The following is a 16,925-nucleotide window of genomic DNA, read 5'->3' as shown; positions in this document are numbered from 1 at the left end:
ATTTGATTCAAATCACCCTTTTGGAGATTCGTTGTGAACCTTTCTTCGCTTAGTTTTTTCCGCAACCTGCGAGGGAGCAGTCGCCAATACGCTGTGATTGGTCTGGGGCGATTTGGGCGAGCGGTCTGCATGACGCTGCACAACCTGGGATACGAGGTGTTGGGCATTGACTCGGAGGAGCGGCTCGTCGATCAGGCGCTTTCGGACGAAATCCTGGCCCACGCGCTGACCCTGGACTCTACTGAACCTTCAGCACTTAAAGAAGCAGGGGTATACGACTTTGATACGGTGATCATCGCTATTGGTAACTATATTCAGGAGAGCATCATCACCACGCTAAATGTTAAGGAGGGCGGCGTGCGCTACGTCGTGGCCAAGGCCTCCACGGAGGTACATGGCAAGCTGCTGCGGCGGGTGGGAGCCGATCACGTCGTGTTCCCGGAGCATGAGATGGGCTGCACCTTGGCGCGATCGCTCACTCGTCCGGGGGTGCTGGATCGATTCGAGATCGACCCCGACAACAGCATTGTGGAACTGGTGGTGCCGGAGGAGTTTGACGGCAAAAGCATTGTAGAGCTAGATCTGCGATCGCGCTATGGGGTCAGTGTGCTGGCGCTGTCGCAAAATGGCAAATTTGAGGTGAACCCCATTCCCTCAATGCGCCTCCGCAAGGGTGAACTCATGGTCGTGATTGGCGCAAACCGGGGCATTGACCACCTGCCTGTGTAATTTCGACTGGAAACGTCAACCTCTTTATCGCTTTTATCCACTTCCATCTTTATCCACCTCATCCCAAGGGGAGCCGCAAATGCGAATCATTGGTCTGATCAGCGGAACCTCGGTCGATGGCATCGATGCCGCACTCGTGGAAACAGAGGGAACGGGCTGGAACCTTCGCATCACGCTGCTGAATGGCATCACGCTTCCCTACCCGCCAGACCTGCGATCGCGCATTTTAGAAGTCTGCGCGGGCGCACCGCTGTCGATGGACGAGTTGGCAAGTCTGGATGATGCAATCGCCCACTACTTTGCCCAAGCTGCCCGCCAGGTGCAAGCTGGCCACCCACCCGCCGACCTGATCGGCTCCCACGGACAAACCGTATTCCACCGGCCGCCGGGGGCCAGGCTTGCCGACGCAATCGAGTCTTCCCAGCCTTCCCTCATGCCTTCTGCCTCTGGCCTTGGCTATAGCCTCCAGTTGGGTCGCGGCTCCCTCATCGCCCACCTCACAGGCATCCACACGATCAGTAACTTCCGGGCAGCAGATATCGCCCTGGGTGGCCAGGGTGCGCCGCTGGTTCCCCCCGTCGATGCCGCGCTGCTGGCTCATCCCACGTTGATCCGCTGCGTGCAGAATCTCGGCGGCATTGGCAATGTGGCGTTTTTGCCCCTGCGAGATCGGGTGTTGCGCCATGCGCCCGTGCTGCCAGAGGTGTGCGGTTCAGCATCCAAGCCTGTCCAGACTGCGGAGCCAGTTCCGGCGCTGCTGGGCTGGGACACAGGACCGGGGAATGCCCTGCTGGACTGGGCAGTGCATCAGCTTTCGGGCGGGGCGCAAACCTACGATCAAGACGGAGCTTGGGCCGCCTCGGGGCAGCCCTGTCTGGAATTGGTCAATCAATGGCTGCAAGATCCCTACTTTCACCTGCCGCCACCTAAATCAACCGGGCGGGAACTGTTTGGGGCGGAGTATGGGCGGCGCTGTCTGGCGGATGCGGCTGAGCGTGGGCTGAGCGATGCAGACACGCTGGCAACACTAACGGAACTGACGGCTGCCTCTATCGTTCACAGCTACCGCGCCTTTTTGCCACACCTGCCCGACCAGGTGCTGCTTTGTGGCGGTGGCAGTCGCAATGGCTACCTGCGATCGCGCCTTGCTGCCCTGCTCGATCCCATCCCCGTCTTGACCACTGATGAAGTGGGACTCAATGCTGACTTTAAGGAGGCGATCGCCTTCGCCGTTTTAGCCCATTGGCGCTGGCAGAATTTTCCAGGTAATTTCCCGGACGTGACGGGTGCTGCCGATCCCGCCCTTCTCGGCGAAATTCACCTGGCACGCCGATAATCGCGTGTTACGATCGATCGCCATGCAGATGCCCTGTGCGAGTTCATACGGCTGCCAGAGAAGCATGTGCAACACCGCAAGGCGCGATCGCGCGACAGAGGAATGGGTGCCGTGTCCCACACGTTTTTGATGGAAGCAGGTCGCTGGCTGTTGCAGGGAAGCTGGCTCGATCGGGATGCCATGCCGCTTCCGGTCAAGGGCAAGATCCTCGTCGTGTGGGGGCGTGATAACTGGTACGACATGGTGACGCAGCTAGAGTTTCCCAGCGTCGAGCGTGACAAGGTAACGTTTAAGTATCGGGGTCGCTTCAATGGCAGCGATCGCCAGTACACCTTTGTCCTGCAACACAGCGAGCTGGGCCGCGTCGAGGGCGAGGGCTGGATCGCGCCAGAATCCATTGTGCAGCGCTACTGGGTGCTGGGCGATCGCCAGCGTCGTACAGGCTTTGAAACGCTGCGTCGCCTGGGCGAAAATACTTACTGCCTTTCCAGCAGCATCATGTCGGGTCACTACCTCTCTAGCCTGATGGAGGCAACGGTGGAGCGCCAGGTGGAATAGGTAAGGGAATCAGCAAGGGAATCGGCGAGAACGTCGCTAGAATACGCTGCTTGTCTGTTAGGGTAAAAGTACGCGCCTCGGCGCACGTTCAATTTTTCACATTTTTCACAGCAGCTTTCCCAGCAGCAAGTACACCAGCAAGCAGCACGCCAGCGGGTATGGATACCAAAGCATTCAAGCGATCGCTCAATAACTCTGAAAACTATCACCGCAAGGGCTTTGGGCACGAGGCAGAAGTCTCCGGACAGATGCAGTCGGAATATCAGAGCGACCTGATCCAGCAAATTCGGGAGAATGGCTACACGCTGACACGGGGCGATGTGACGATTCGACTGGCGCAAGCGTTTGGCTTTTGCTGGGGCGTAGAGCGGGCGGTGGCCATGGCCTACGAAACCCGCCAGCACTTCCCCACTGAACGCATCTGGATTACCAACGAAATCATCCACAACCCGTCTGTAAACCAGCGCTTGCGAGACATGCAGGTGCAATTTATCCCAGTGCAGGAAGGACAGAAGGATTTCTCCGGCATTGAGTCGGGCGACGTGGTAATTTTGCCGGCCTTTGGCGCGAGCGTCCAGGAAATGCAATTGCTCAACGACAAGGGCTGCACGATCGTAGACACGACCTGTCCCTGGGTGTCGAAGGTGTGGAACTCGGTGGAAAAGCACAAGAAAAATGACTACACCTCCATCATCCACGGCAAATACAACCACGAGGAGACGATCGCCACCAGTTCCTTTGCCGGGACGTACCTGATTGTGCTGAATCTGGAGCAGGCGCAGTACGTGGCGGACTATATTTTGCGAGGGGGCGATCGCCAGGAATTTCTCACCAAGTTCAAGAACGCCCATTCCGATGGCTTCGACCCAGACCGCGACCTGAACTGCGTCGGCATCGCCAACCAAACCACCATGCTGAAGGGCGAAACGGAGCAAATCGGCAAGCTGTTTGAACGCACCATGATGCAGAAATACGGCCCCGACCAACTCAACCAGCATTTCCTCGCCTTCAACACCATCTGCGATGCTACTCAGGAGCGGCAGGATGCTATGTATGACCTAGTGGACGCTCCCCTGGACTTGATGGTCGTCGTCGGTGGCTACAACTCGTCCAACACCACGCACCTGCAAGAAATCGCCATCGATCGCCGCATTCCGTCTTACCACATCGACAGTGGCGATCGCATCGGCCCTGGCAACCGCGTCGAACACAAGCCGCTGCACCACGACCTGACCGTGACCGAAAACTGGCTGCCCGACGGCCCCATTACCGTCGGCATCACCTCCGGAGCCTCCACCCCCGATCGCATCGTGGCAGAAGTGATTGAAAAGATCTTTGAGCTAAAAGAGGCCCTGGCGCTGGCTTGATGGCTGGCTTGATGGCTGGCTTGATGACTTAGCTTAATTGTCACTTAAATGTCTCAGATATTTACAAATTTGTGAGTATTAACTCATCGCCTTGTTAGATCGGGTAACCTGGCCTCAAAGGTTAGGTGCGGCTAGCGGCGATTCTTCTGCGGAAACCCGTTGCAAACGCCCCTCTTGTATTTGGGATTTCCTGGTTTTTAGAAATGTCTGCCATCGACCTATTCTCAGCCGTGCTATCGGGTGCTTCGCTGCTTGACCCCGCATCTGACCTGGGCGCAATGCCTCTGGGCATGGTTCATTCCGCTGCAATGCACTCGGCGATCGCCCCTTCCCACCTCACTACCTTTGGAGCAATCGGCGACTTTTCCCGTACCCACTGCCTCGCCATCTGCGCGGTGCTGGTTCCGGCAAATCTGCTGGCGACGCTGCAAACCCTGATCTTTGTGGGGCTGGGTCGCCCGTGCTCCACCATCTGCCTGATCACCAGCTTTGCCAGCCTCTACGCCACGATCATGCTGCTGCATGTCCTCACCTGGTTTGTGGTGGGCGTGGTGATGATTCCAACTTTCGTGCTGACGGGGCTGGCCTGCCTGTGCCTGGGGCTGAATGTGTGGGCGATCGCCCATCCCCAGAGCCTTTCTGGATTGCTGCATCGCCTGGTGGACTGGGTTCATCCTCTCATGCCCAACCGTTTCCTGACCCCATCCAACCTTTCAGAACAAAGCCAGCGGCCAGCGAGACTTGCAGGGAACAGAATGGCAGCGCAATCAGAATCTTCAGAATCTCTTCAGAATCTTTTGAGCAATGGCAATCAGGCTGCTCAACCAAAGACCAACTAAAAAGTCCAACAAACCTAAAGGGCTAGTAAAGACGAATAGGGCCCATTTTGCAGGCCTTCCCTGACTCTTTTTTACCCAGCGGCGCATTTTGCCCAAAGGTTTACTAGATTACCAAATCCCTAGACCAAATCCCTAGATTACTCCGTAGGGGTTGGGACTTAACGTGGTTAGATCCTCCAGACCCCAGAGCGAATAGCTGGAATCCCCTAGAATTCTCTCTGTTCATTTCATGGGGAACAAGATGAAAATTGGATAAAGCCAGCCTGCAATTCGAATTAGCACCTCGCCCACTTGAATCTACTGAAAGGACACTTGGAGGTCAGCGGTTGAGTGTGTATCAATGGACTTGGGAACACACAGACCTAGGAACAAATGACTGAGGAACCAATAACTTGGGAGACTTGGGAACGAATGACTGGAGAACGATAGGCATCGTCGAAGTTATTTGCCAAGTGTCTGCCAGATATCCGCCAAATATCCGCCAGATATCTGCCAAATATCTGCCAAGTGTCTACTAGGTTCCTAAGCAGCGCCCAGCCATCCCCAGCATTCTATCTCTCGCTTTGGATTTCTATCGTCACCTCATCCTCGCCATGATTCACCTTTCCTCCAAACGCTCATCTCTCTCTTCTGCACAGCAGTCGGGTCGCAAACTCCCTACCCAGGCGCTCCTAGCGGCGATCGCCCTCGGCATTACCCTCAGCAGTGTCCCTATCACAGCGCTGGCGCAGGACTACGTTCCCCCCAACCGCGGCCTACCCGGACGACGTGAAGGTGGCGGCACTCGTGGCTGCTGGACAAGCACGGCTCCCGGTAGACAGAACCGCCTCACAGCCATCGTTCCGGCACAAAACCTGGGCTACACCCTCAGCGAATATCCCACCTTTTTCGTCTACGTTCCGGCGGCCTATGCCGAAAAAGCTGCCGCAGCCGAACTCATCCTGACCGACGACCAGGACACCGAAATCTATCGCACCAGCTTTAGCACAGGCGGCCAGTCTGGCATTCTCCGCATCAGCCTGCCGGCCGAAGCCAATATGGCTCCCCTGGAAATTGGGCGCGACTATCGCTGGAGCTTTGCCCTGGTTTGCGACCCCAACGACCCGTCGGGCAACCTGGTGGTGGATAGCTGGATTCAGCGGGTGCAGCCCTCTGCGGAACTGGCCGCGGCGATCGCCACTGCCAGCCCTGCCGATTTGCCCGCGCTCTATGCCCGCTCTGGCATTTGGTACGAGGCGATCGCCAGCCTCACCGACCCCTATCGCCAGCCCATCGACGGGGCAATCGTGGCCCAGTGGCAAAATCTGCTGAACTCCGTTGGATTAAGCAATATAGCGTCTGAACTGCCCGCCGCCCCGCCAAACCTATCGCAGCGATCGCCGCAATAGCCCCAGCGCAGCACCAGATTTGAGTTTGTAGACACCGACCAATCACCCTTGCCTATCCAGCCGCTGCCCTTAGAAATCGCCAAAGACTTAAGACATAGCTTAGAACAAACAAAACTGCCCCAAACCGGGTCGTAGAATAGCAAGCAACACATTCATAGTCGGGCGCACGGTGAAATTATGACGGCTTGCGAATACAGACCTGGTTTGGACGGGGTGCCCGCCACCCAATCCAGCATTAGCTTTGTCGATGGTCAAAATGGCATTCTGGAATATCGGGGAATTCACATTGAGGAACTGGCGAAGCACAGCACGTTTCTAGAAACCTCCTATCTGCTGATTTGGGGCGTGTTGCCCACCCGTGAAGAATTAGCAGACTTTAAGCACGAAGTGCAAACGCATCGACGGCTAAAATATCGCATTCGAGACATGATGAAATGCTTCCCAGAGAGCGGACACCCAATGGACGCGCTCCAGGCCTGTGCCGCTGCGCTGGGGCTGTTCTATTCTCGGCGGGCGCTCGAAGACCCGGCCTACATCCGGGCAGCAGTAGTGCGGCTTTTGGCCAAAATTCCCACGATGGTCGCGGCGTTTCAACTGATGCGAAAGGGGAATGACCCCATCCAGCCCCGCGACGATTTGGACTATGCTGCTAACTTTCTCTACATGCTGACGGAGCAGGAACCTGACCCGCTGGCGGCGCAGATTTTTGATGTCTGCCTGACCCTCCATGCAGAACACACCATCAACGCATCGACCTTTTCGGCCATGGTGACGGCTTCAACGCTGACCGATCCCTACGCGGTGGTCGCGTCGGCCGTGGGGACGCTTGCCGGGCCGCTACACGGTGGCGCGAACGAAGAAGTGATTTTAATGCTGGAGGAAATCGGCTCCGTGGAAAACGTGCAGCCGTACCTAGAGACCTGCCTAGAGCGCAAGTCCAAGATTATGGGCTTTGGGCATCGGGTGTATAAGGTGAAAGACCCCCGCGCCATCATTCTGCAAAACCTGGCAGAGCAACTGTTTGAGAAGTTTGGGCGAGATCACTATTACGACATTGCGATCGCCATGGAGAAGGCAGTTGAAGAAAAGCTCGGCCACAAAGGGATTTATCCTAACGTAGACTTCTACTCCGGGCTGGTCTATCGCAAGCTGGGGATTCCGACAGACCTGTTTACGCCCGTATTTGCGATCGCCCGTGTGGCGGGCTGGCTGGCCCACTGGAAGGAGCAGCTCGAAGCCAACCGCATCTTCCGTCCCACCCAGGTATACACTGGCAGCCACAATATGCCCTACATTCCTATCGATGAGCGCAATGGCTTCGTCAGTAATTCCCCAGTTCCAGAGCTAGTGGCTAAGTAAATTCCGGAGAGCGTTTATGAAGTTCCTTTAGCTTTTGATGAACTTGGGAACAAAAGAGGGTTAAACCCCCTTGCGGAATTTATGGAGGCTTGAGATTATTTAATCAAGTGACGATTTTCAGGAACTCCAAACCTCTGGGCTTTACGTCTAGAGGTTTTTATTTGCTGATTTTTTATTTTCTAATACGGCGTAATGCGAGTAAAGCAACAGCTCAAGATATCTTATTTTGATAGATACTCTATTTCGATATCTTACTATAGACTACAGCACCACTCTATCTATTTCTGATAGCTTTCTGCTAGCTTCACAATCTCTACACTAAGAGCTTGAAGTTGAGGGTGTCTGAGGTCGGGCGCACTTGGCTGGCGGATATTTCGCCTGCCAGCCTTTGAAATGCGCCGGGACTGATCATTGAATGAGTCCTCTACCTTCTAAAGGGCGATCGCCCTCAATTCCGGTTGCTTTATCCCTGGAGCGTGGATTACGTTGGGGGCGTGTTGGGGTCAAATTCCCAAGTGATGACAACCGTCGAGATGTTGCCTTTCCCTGGCACAATGTTCACGATGTCTACGACTTCCCCATCCGGCGTTTTTAGCTCATAGACCCGCCCGCCGCCATATTCCCCGATCTCTTCAAACGTAAACCCACGCGCTCCGTAGGTGTCTTGTAGGCGGCTAAACACTTCCTCTGCCCGCAGGTCATTAAACCACTGCATCGTTTTGATACCAGGCATCAACTCTTCTGGGTCTTCGGAAATGTAGAAACTGGCTGGACTCCGGAAGACTCCTGGAAAGGGCTGAAGTCCAACACGTCCCTGAATGCCCTGAAGACTTGCCTGTAGTTCTGCTTGGAGCGCAGAGGGGTCGAAACCGGCAGCAGTGGCCGCTGGGGCCGGATCGGGGGTGGCAGCTGCTACTGGTTCGTTGGATGCTGGGCTAGCCTCAGGCGTGGGCGACGCTTCGGGCGTGGGTGACGCTTCGGGTGTAGGGGTAGGGGTGGCCGCTGGGCTGGGCTGGGGTTCGGGACGAACCGCCGGAACCGGATTGGAACGAGATGCAACGGGGGTGGGACGAGCTTTGGGAGTCGGTGATGGTGCAGGCCTGGGCGAAGGCGATGGAGTCGGGCGAGGCGGTGCTGCCAGAGTAGACAGTTGAATATTTTCTTCTTGAACCTCTTCGGCAGTCTCTTCTGGTTCTGGCTCTGGTTCAGAGGCAATGGGTAGCCCCAGCACAAGCGCATGGAGCGCGACAGAGGCCACCAGCATCGGCCGCCAGAACATCTGCCACGGCGAGGAAGACCTGTGAACTGGAAGTGTGGAGGCTGGCAGACGCAGAGTTGACCGTCCCATGATCAGAGAATGATTGGCTTGGAGAGACTTCGGATGAATACTAAAGGGTTTGCAAAAAGGCTTGTAGAGAAAGGGGCGTGAAGAGAGAAATTTGAGAGGGCGATCGCCCGGTTAAGACCTGCGGGCGATCGCACTTGTAGCGATTTTGGATTTTGGATTGGCGATTGTAGAGTGCCTGTTCGGGTGTTTGCAAAACGCTGGCTACAGGAAATTGCCAGCAGGCGCTAGTCATCAGGAAATTGCCAGCAGGCGCTAGTCATCAGGAAATTGCCAGCAGGCGCTAGTCATCAGGAAATTGCCAGCAGGCGCTAGTCATCAGGAAATTGCCAGCAGGCAATATATTCCACGCGAATACTGCCGCAGGTGCAAGGTTCTTCTGTGGAAGCAACCCATTCGCGATCGCACTGGCGGCAGTGGCAAAAAATATTGTTGTAATTCGCCGCATCCAGCACATGCTGCCATTCGGCGAGTTCTTCGGGCGTCAGTTGAGACATAAGGGGTTAGGAGTGTTGGGGTGTTGGGGAGAGACGGAAAAGGAAGAACGAAGAACGAAAAAGGAAGAACGAAGAACGAAGAGCGAAAAACAAAACCTCTTCCTTTTTCTCTTTTCTCTTTTCTTTTTTCCTCCCACCCTATCACTCCACCACTCCAAACACCGTTAGCGTTGTCGCTAATTGACTGGCACCACGGCCGCCTGCAAGTTTGCGCTGCTGAGCCGTTGCAGCATTTGATCAGCCGTGGCGCGATCGCGGAATAGACCCGCTTGCATCACAACCTGCCCATTAATCACTGTGCGGAATGCATCGGGCACAATAGAGCGCACACGAGTTTGCACGTCGGGAGAACTGCCATTCACCACCACCCGGAAGCTAAAGCCCAGCGAAGAGGCTAACGGCGACGCAGGCTGAGGCGATCCGGTAAACACAGGGGGACGGGCAGAACCAACCTGACTGGGCGGGGTTTGTCCCAGCGGCACAGGCGGCAGCGACGGCACAGGCAGCACTGCCACCGATTCGGGTGCGCTGACCGACGGCGGCGGCGGCGGCAGAGGAATGCCGTTCACAATGGTCGGTGACCCGGTGCTGGGCGCAGGTACGGGGGTGGGGCGAGTCACCACAACGCCGGAGGCCGGGGGCGGCACAGGAATCTCAACCGGGGCAGAGCCAACGGGTCGAGACGGCTGAGGTGCGGGCGTGACCACGATTGGCGCAGGGGAGGGTGCGGGTGTTGTGGGACGCGGCGTAACGGGTGCAGGGTTCGTGGCGATTGGGCGCGAGGCACTGGTCAGCGCCGCCAGCGACAGGTCATTGGTCAGGTACAGGTGCCCTAGAGGCTGCCCATTGAACACGCGGCGGCTAAGATACCAGCCGGGGTTGAGATGAATTCGGTTGAAGCCGCTGGCAGCGCTGCGAGAGCGACCAATTTCCAGCGTGCCGCTGCCGCTGCTGGGCTGGGCATAGAGGATGATTTGGTTGCCCTGAGTTACGGTGCGGAGGGTGTATTGTAGCCCTAGGTCTTGTCCGCCAACGCGCACCGAGTAGCCGTTGCGGTCGGTGGCGCGGGCGCAAATGCCCGTAAAGTCAAACCGGGTCATCAGGGCATCAACGGTGCCATTGCTCGATTCTTGCCAGCAGGCACGGGCGTTGCTAACCTGTTCCAAAATGGTGAGGCGGCTGCCACCTGCGCTGCCCAGCACTACAAAGCGGTTCTGATCAACCTGGGTATTGCTGAAGGTGGTGGCGATCGCCTGTTCGTTTAACCCACCCACGCCCAGGCTCAGGGCGGTTAGGGCGGTGAGGGACAACCAGCGTGGACGTTCCATACTCTCTCTCAATGTGGATGTTCAAGGTGTGGCGTTTTCCCTGATTTATAAGAGCGTGACTAAAAGCGTAATCCTAAGTTCGGTAGATGGGCCGAAGATTCGGCAAAATTATCAAACTTTTCCACTGGGCGCGTCCGCAGATCCGCAGAAATTTGCTCGAATTTTTAACGAGCAGCGAGATTGTTTGGTCTGCGTGCTAGCGCGATCGCACGCAAAAACCAGGGGTCAACTTCCGCAGCTTGCCTTGCAAAGAAAAGGCGATCGCCACTGAGTTGACCACACTGCGCCCGGTTCAGGCGGTTTGCAATCCCTGGGTGAAAGCTTGTGAATCTAGTGACGCGGCTCCTGCTGTAGAAGTTTCGCCACAGGGAGAGAAAGTTTTTGCCCCCGTTCTAGCCCCCGTTTTAACCCCAGACTATAGCCCCGGTTTTAATCCCAGACTACAGCCCCAGATTGATCAGCAATTCCTGCATTTCGCCCCAGCTTAGCCCTTGCTGAAGATAGACCGGATTTGCCGGGTCATAGGGCCCCTGGAGGCGATCGATGCTGAGAATCTCTGCATCTGGTGGCAGCACAGGAACGTCGGGATCATATGCCGTAGGGCGCATCAGCGAACTGGAAAAGCCGCGAAAAATGGCGACCTGATCGTCACCGTCGGCCGTGCGGGCAGTCACCAGCAACACTTCGCTGGGGCGCTTGAGGGTATATTGTTCCAGGCGAGTTCCGGGAGACATGCAGGGGGTGGAGGGTTGGGGTTGCTTTCGGTTCAACACTGTATCACTCCATTGCCCCATTACGTTTCTCTAGCTGCCAATGATCGGATCAAGGGCGGCAATCAGGCGATCGCACTCTTCCAGGGTGTTGTAATGCACCATGCTGACGCGCACCACGCCGTTTTGCTGAGCCAGATCCAGGTCTTCGATCAGCCGTCGAGCATAGAAATCCCCATAGCGGATGCCGATGTGATGCTGATCGATCTGTGGGGGAATGGTAGCGCTGTTGAGTTGACCGACCGTAAAGGCAATGGTGGGCACGCGGCGATCGCGGTCTGCGGTGGGGTCGCCCCAGAGTTTCACGCGGGGCTGGCTGTGGAGATAGCTGAGGAGGCGATTGCTCAGTTGCTCCTCATGCTCGGCGATGCGGTCGAAGGCCTCGCTGAGGCGGCCGGAGAGGTCACTGGCGGGGCGATCGCTGCCATGCTGCACCGCCAGATCGCTTAGATAATCCACAATGCCCGCCGCGCCATAGCTCAGTTCAAAATTCACATTTCCAGGCTGAAACTTGTAGGGAATCGTTTCCTGACCGATGAAGTAGTGATTGATTCCTGGCATGGTCAGCAGGTGTTCCCGCTTGCCATACATCAGCGCGTAGTGCGGCCCATAAACTTTGTAGAAGCTGAATACGTAAAAATCCACGTCCAGTGCCTGCACATCCACCCGGCGATGGGGCGCATAGGCCACGCCATCCACACAGATCATCGCGCCGCGCTCATGCACCAAGTCGGCGATTTGGCGAATTGGGTTAATCGTGCCCAGGATATTGGAAACATGGGTCAGCGCCACCAGCCGAGTGCGTGGGGTCATTAGCTGTGCCAGTGTGTCCAGATCAAGCTGGAGCGTTTCTGGATTCAGGTTCCAAAACTTGACGATGATGCCCTGCTTCCGCCAGTCCAGCCAGCAGCCAATGTTAGATTCATGGTCGCAATTGGTGACGATGATCTCATCACCAGGGCAAAAGGTTTGCCCCAGGCACAACGACAAGATCCGCAGCAGCAACGTGGTAGAGCCGCCCATCACCACTTCGCTGGGGTCAGCAGCATTGATCAACATTGCGGCGGCTTGGGCTGCTTCAGCAACCCGCGCAGTCGATTGCTGCGACACGTCGTAGGATGCGCCAAGCTGCACATTGGTCGTCAGCAGATAATCGCTGATGCGATCCGCAACCCGCTTCAGAGTTTGGGAACCGCCCGCATTGTCAAAAAACACCCACTCTCCTGCCAAAGCTGGAAACTGGGCGCGGACGTAGTCAAGCTGGAGCGGACGAGCAGTCGTGAGCATGGCGAATACTAGGATAGTTGGGCGATAGTTGGGTTCAGAACAAGACCGCATGAGCCTAGTCCAGAATACCCGGCGATCGCCCTTCTATCCCCAATACAACCATTTAACCTGCCGCTCTAATCTACCCAGACCACACGCACAAAATGGGTTGGCTGTCCCCAGCGATCGCCCTGGTTTTCTACTGATTGAATCACCAGGTTAAACGGAATTGCCGTCGTCAGGTAGCGCTGGGCAATTTGCCCTGCATCTGGCGCAATGCCTGCGGCAGCAGTCGCCGCCAGCCCCAGCCCCAAAATCTGCCCCAGCGGATCTTTGGGCAGCACCAGTTGAGCGCCCATCAGCAATCCCGCCGTGAGCAAAATTCCCACCGATAGATTCGTGCCGCAGCGGGGATGCACGGCCAGATTCCACTCGCCCTCCACTAGCCGATGCAGCGCCGTCTGGGCTGCCCGCCGCAGTTGCTCAGTGTCAACTGCTCCATAAATGTAAAAGCCCGTTTCGGTAGACATGCCACCGAGGCGATCGCCCATACCGCCATCTACCAACCCACCCGCCATCTCACTCAGCACCCACACCGTCGCATGTTCCAGCGCATGAACCTGGCGCACCGTCAGCAGTTCCTTTAGCCCCGGCACAAAGGAAAGCTGCCGCAAAAAATCAGCATCCTGCGTTGGCACAGGCGCAAAGCCGAAGGGCGCATGATTTGCGGTTGATGCAGTTGCAGTCATGACGATCTCCTTTAGAGAAAAAGCAGGCGTGTGCATTGAACTAAACTCTCTGCACACGCCAAATTGCAAGCAAACAGTACGAAACAAGCGATGCAAGCAACACCAGGCAAACAGAACCCAGACCCCAGGAGCGTGCAGCAATCAATCCAGCATTGAGCTACGCTCCAGGACTAGGCGGCGGCCCACCCTCCCCAACAGCAATCGGCACTTCTATACCAAATTGCTCTAGCACCACCACCGGTTCCTCAGCACCGCGATTCATCTCGATTCGCTTCACCAACACCTCACCATTCGACAATCGCTGCCCCACTCGGACATAGCGACTGGTCGGCTCGTTCGGAGCCTGCACAATTGCGTGAGCCGTGTTGCCAATCTGAATCACCCCCATCACCTTAACCGCGCGGGCTATGGTTGGCTGGGGCGGCGGCGGCGGGGCCGGGCGCTGGGCCGGGCCATTTAGCGCTTGCCCCGTTAGGTTGGGAATTGGGGCCAGTTGCCCGGTTCCCGAAGGCGTACCTGTCCCCGCTGCCCCAACTCCCGTACCGGCCTGCCCGCCCGGTAGCGAAGGCACACGTCCTGTTGACAGCGGCGGCACTCGCACACCCTGTCCCGCAGGTGTAACAAAGGGACGAGTCGTTGCCCCATTTCGATTGGGGGACTCAACCACCACTGGCGTAACCGTAACCTGGGCAAAGGGATCGGGGCGATTGCGCTGCACTTCTTGAACACGGGCCTGGGGATTGGTAGAAGCGATGAGTTCGGGAGGCAGCGTGCCCGCAGGCAGTCCAGGAGAGGGAGCAGTTGCCGTGGTTGGGGCGGTGGCAGGAGCCGCTGGAACCGCAGCCGGATCAGCAGGCATTGCGTTTGGATCGGCTGCTGCATTAGGGTCTGCGGGTGCATTTGGATCTACGACGGCTCCGGGTTCCGCAGGCGCGTTTGGGTCTGTGGGCGCTGTCGCCGCAGGCTCTTCCGGCGCACTCCTACAGCTTCCCAGCCACAGTGCAAGCGTTCCTAAAACCATAACCAGAGCAGTTCGGCGCATATCAGCCCCCCAAAAACTCGTAATCCTTTACGACCCGTCCACAATGCCAATTTCAAGATGCTGATTCACCAACCCATAGACCTGACCAGACAGGCTTGATTAATCCGCCCTAACACAACTTATCCGCTGATATCTATTAAAGATAATGCAGAAACTTCGGATTTGGCTGAACTTCATCGGTTTAGCAACCCGCAGGGTTCTGCTTTCAAGGACTAGCGCTGTGCGGCCTGCGTGGGCAGCGAGAAGGGGAAGTTCGCAACGGGCTGCTGATCGCTGACAGAGCCTTCGATTGTGCGGGTTGTGCCTTGGACAAGCAGCGTCAGGTTAAAGGGGATGCTGCCACCGCCCCCGCCAGGGCAGCGAGTGAACAGATTCACTTCAATAGAAAACTGTCCCTGGGGTGCCCCACCGGACGGCCAGAAGATATTTTCGATGGGGCTGGTGTTTTGCTCTCCACAGCCTGCGTTTGCGTCTACGTCGAGCTGGCCGCCAGAAGGCACACTGCGGTTGTAGTACGCAACTATGTTGCCCGATGGGTCGCGGACTGCCAAATCCAGGTCGTCAGTCGTCGTCCACCGCAGCGTGACCTGAATATCGCCGGTGCCGAGGGTTGGCGTAGAAGTTGCCTGGGCCGGTGGCGTAAAGGGCTGAGCAGAGGGGCAAATATCAGATAGGTCGATGAGCCGACCGGCTTGGGTAATCATGAAACAACCCTGGCGCTCCTGAGCCAGGCCAGCGGGCATGGCCACTCCTAGAACAGAGGCCGCAGCGGCGATCGCCAAGAGCCATTGGGCAGAGACAGGCATCGGAGTCGGGAAGGGAGTAGGTAAGGTGAATGGTTTCATGGGCTTTGGGCAAGTTGCAAGGGTGTTGGTGCTAGGGTTCCCATTTTGATTTATGAAGAGTTGCACTGGATTGCAATGCGGGGTGCTAGCACGGAGAATGTTTAGCGCAGATCAGGTGAGGAATTGGGGGCACGGAAAATTTGCTCAGATTGAAAGCTGGAATAACACCCAACTTTTAGCGCAGAAGTTGCAGATTTTTTCAAAAAAACTGGATCTCTTGCTCAAAGATGAGCTAATGTTTGGTAGTTAAATCTTATTTAGATGAATCTTCTCCTAGAAAGTCATTCCCCTTTCTTAAAACTGTTTCAGCCCTGACGGATCAAGTTTTTGCTCAGTTGTCCCCAGTTTTTTAAGTTGCAGCCTCAAGGCTCAAAAAACTTTTTCACTGGCGACTTGCTTGGGTTCTGGACTTGCGACCAGTATTCATTTCTAAAAGGTATCCAAAGCGCCAAGTTTCAAGAAGCGGGGATGATTTTGGCTTGCCATTTGCCGTGTACGGGCTTTTGTGTCCTTACTAGTTTGCAGGGCTGCCTATGGATTTTTGAACCTGTAATCCTGAAGCTGTAAATTCCAAGTTTGCAAATTCTAAACCCCTGACCTGATTTAACAAACATTGCCCAGCGCTTTGTAGTGTGAGGAAATTGGTATGAACCGTTGCGCCGCCTTCTTTTCCCGCAGTTTTCGCCAGCTTCATGCAGCGCTCGATACACTATCAATTGCCCGGTTCGGAGCCGTGCTGGGGGGGGTGGCCCTGTCAGGTGGGCTGTCGCTGATGGCGATTTCCGTAGGGATCGCTTCGCGAATCGCCCCAGCGCAGGCACAGGCGGCTTACGGCAGCTATGTGGGGATTGGCGGCTCCTTTGGATTAACCGAAGGCGACGATGCGTTTGGCGAAGATTCGGCTTCGGGGGCGGTGATTGCGGCCCGCTACAAGCTGCTGCGAGTGCCCCTCTCCATTCGGGCGCAGTTGCTACTGAGCGATCGCAGCGCTTTTGTGCCCACGGTTTCCTACGACATTCCGCTGAACTGGCAGACCGATCTGTACCTTGGGGCGGGCGCGTCGATCGTGCTGGGCGGTGGAGACGACACTTCGCCCATCGGCAACCAGAGCAGCTTTGTCCTGCAACCCGGCATCGACCACGCATTGCCCAACAGCAATTTGGTTCTCTTTGGCAACGCAATTTTTGCCTTTGATGGCTACGACGAAGGCAACAACGCCGCGATTTCAGTGCAGGGCGGGGTTGGTTTGCGCTTCTAGACTTCGTGCTTCTGAGATTCATGCTTCTAGACTTTGGGCGGCTCGCAACCGAAGTTCAAGGATCTATGCACCTGTGAAAAGTGCCGTACTGTGCATAGGCATCTCAATTTGACGTGCCGTTCTGAGAGGCACGCGGGATTTCAGTTGCAAAATCCGCATCGCTTCACCTAGAATTCATACTCTATCCTGATAGGTAGATATTCCAACCTGAAATGGCAAGGGGGGTTGCTAGCGATCGCCCCTGCTTTG

General features: G+C 56.3%; 17 protein-coding genes. 8 read left to right on the top strand and 9 right to left on the bottom strand.

Features of this window, described 5'->3' with window-relative positions:
- The first annotated feature begins 33 nt into the window (after window positions 1-33).
- The 7 genes from O77CONTIG1_RS01855 (at window position 34) to O77CONTIG1_RS01825 (ending at window position 7,576) form a co-directional block, all read left to right on the top strand.
- Window positions 34-729, top strand: a complete 696-nt coding sequence (locus tag O77CONTIG1_RS01855; RefSeq protein WP_068507596.1) for a potassium channel family protein — start codon at window positions 34-36, stop codon at window positions 727-729.
- A gap of 79 nt (window positions 730-808) precedes the next feature.
- Entirely contained in the window at window positions 809-2,065 is a 1,257-nt protein-coding gene (locus O77CONTIG1_RS01850) for an anhydro-N-acetylmuramic acid kinase (protein ID WP_068507594.1), read from the top strand.
- Between the two features lie 102 nt (window positions 2,066-2,167).
- Window positions 2,168-2,623: a hypothetical protein gene (locus O77CONTIG1_RS01845; RefSeq protein ID WP_317134185.1), complete on the top strand. Its 456-nt coding sequence runs from the start codon at window positions 2,168-2,170 to the stop codon at window positions 2,621-2,623.
- Window positions 2,624-2,781: 158 nt separating this feature from the next.
- Entirely contained in the window at window positions 2,782-3,990 is a 1,209-nt protein-coding gene (locus tag O77CONTIG1_RS01840) for a 4-hydroxy-3-methylbut-2-enyl diphosphate reductase (RefSeq protein WP_068507592.1), read from the top strand.
- Window positions 3,991-4,193: 203 nt separating this feature from the next.
- Window positions 4,194-4,829, top strand: a complete 636-nt coding sequence (locus O77CONTIG1_RS25320) for a hypothetical protein (protein WP_197673296.1) — start codon at window positions 4,194-4,196, stop codon at window positions 4,827-4,829.
- A gap of 593 nt (window positions 4,830-5,422) precedes the next feature.
- Window positions 5,423-6,217 carry a DUF928 domain-containing protein gene (locus O77CONTIG1_RS01830; protein WP_068507591.1) on the top strand — a complete coding sequence of 265 codons (795 nt, stop codon included), beginning with the start codon at window positions 5,423-5,425 and terminating at the stop codon, window positions 6,215-6,217.
- Window positions 6,218-6,394: 177 nt separating this feature from the next.
- Window positions 6,395-7,576: a citrate synthase gene (locus O77CONTIG1_RS01825; protein WP_172799624.1), complete on the top strand. Its 1,182-nt coding sequence runs from the start codon at window positions 6,395-6,397 to the stop codon at window positions 7,574-7,576.
- Between the two features lie 481 nt (window positions 7,577-8,057).
- Here the strand turns inward: O77CONTIG1_RS01825 and O77CONTIG1_RS01820 are convergent, their stop codons facing one another.
- The 9 genes from O77CONTIG1_RS01820 to O77CONTIG1_RS01775 all read right to left on the bottom strand — a co-directional run bounded on the left by O77CONTIG1_RS01820 (window position 8,058) and on the right by O77CONTIG1_RS01775 (window position 15,418).
- Window positions 8,058-8,855 (bottom strand): hypothetical protein, encoded by a 798-nt coding sequence (locus tag O77CONTIG1_RS01820; RefSeq protein WP_068507587.1) that lies wholly within the window; start codon window positions 8,853-8,855, stop codon window positions 8,058-8,060.
- A gap of 109 nt (window positions 8,856-8,964) precedes the next feature.
- Window positions 8,965-9,156: a hypothetical protein gene (locus O77CONTIG1_RS01815; RefSeq protein WP_068507586.1), complete on the bottom strand. Its 192-nt coding sequence runs from the start codon at window positions 9,154-9,156 to the stop codon at window positions 8,965-8,967.
- 76 nt (window positions 9,157-9,232) lie between these two features.
- The gene (locus tag O77CONTIG1_RS01810; protein ID WP_068507584.1) at window positions 9,233-9,418 is read right to left on the bottom strand and encodes a hypothetical protein; all 186 of its coding nucleotides are present in this window, start codon (window positions 9,416-9,418) and stop codon (window positions 9,233-9,235) included.
- 176 nt (window positions 9,419-9,594) lie between these two features.
- The gene (locus O77CONTIG1_RS01805) at window positions 9,595-10,746 is read right to left on the bottom strand and encodes a DUF3747 domain-containing protein (protein WP_068507583.1); all 1,152 of its coding nucleotides are present in this window, start codon (window positions 10,744-10,746) and stop codon (window positions 9,595-9,597) included.
- Between the two features lie 440 nt (window positions 10,747-11,186).
- Window positions 11,187-11,480 carry a hypothetical protein gene (locus O77CONTIG1_RS01795; protein ID WP_068507579.1) on the bottom strand — a complete coding sequence of 98 codons (294 nt, stop codon included), beginning with the start codon at window positions 11,478-11,480 and terminating at the stop codon, window positions 11,187-11,189.
- 69 nt (window positions 11,481-11,549) lie between these two features.
- A complete protein-coding gene (locus tag O77CONTIG1_RS01790) occupies window positions 11,550-12,854 on the bottom strand; it encodes a cysteine desulfurase-like protein (protein WP_286132490.1) in 1,305 nt (434 codons plus the stop codon).
- Window positions 12,855-12,919: 65 nt separating this feature from the next.
- Window positions 12,920-13,531: a DUF6391 domain-containing protein gene (locus O77CONTIG1_RS01785; RefSeq protein ID WP_068515855.1), complete on the bottom strand. Its 612-nt coding sequence runs from the start codon at window positions 13,529-13,531 to the stop codon at window positions 12,920-12,922.
- 157 nt (window positions 13,532-13,688) lie between these two features.
- Window positions 13,689-14,573, bottom strand: a complete 885-nt coding sequence (locus O77CONTIG1_RS01780; RefSeq protein ID WP_156434836.1) for a hypothetical protein — start codon at window positions 14,571-14,573, stop codon at window positions 13,689-13,691.
- A gap of 212 nt (window positions 14,574-14,785) precedes the next feature.
- Window positions 14,786-15,418 (bottom strand): hypothetical protein, encoded by a 633-nt coding sequence (locus O77CONTIG1_RS01775; protein WP_156434834.1) that lies wholly within the window; start codon window positions 15,416-15,418, stop codon window positions 14,786-14,788.
- Window positions 15,419-16,064: 646 nt separating this feature from the next.
- Between O77CONTIG1_RS01775 and O77CONTIG1_RS01770 the strand changes: the two genes are divergently transcribed.
- A complete protein-coding gene (locus tag O77CONTIG1_RS01770) occupies window positions 16,065-16,676 on the top strand; it encodes a hypothetical protein (RefSeq protein WP_286132489.1) in 612 nt (203 codons plus the stop codon).
- The last annotated feature ends 249 nt before the right edge of the window (window positions 16,677-16,925 follow it).

Source organism: Leptolyngbya sp. O-77, assembly GCF_001548395.1.
Classification (GTDB): domain Bacteria; phylum Cyanobacteriota; class Cyanobacteriia; order Elainellales; family Elainellaceae; genus Thermoleptolyngbya.
The sequence above is the reverse complement of the archived record's forward strand: the minus strand, read 5'-3'. Positions and strand labels throughout refer to the sequence as shown.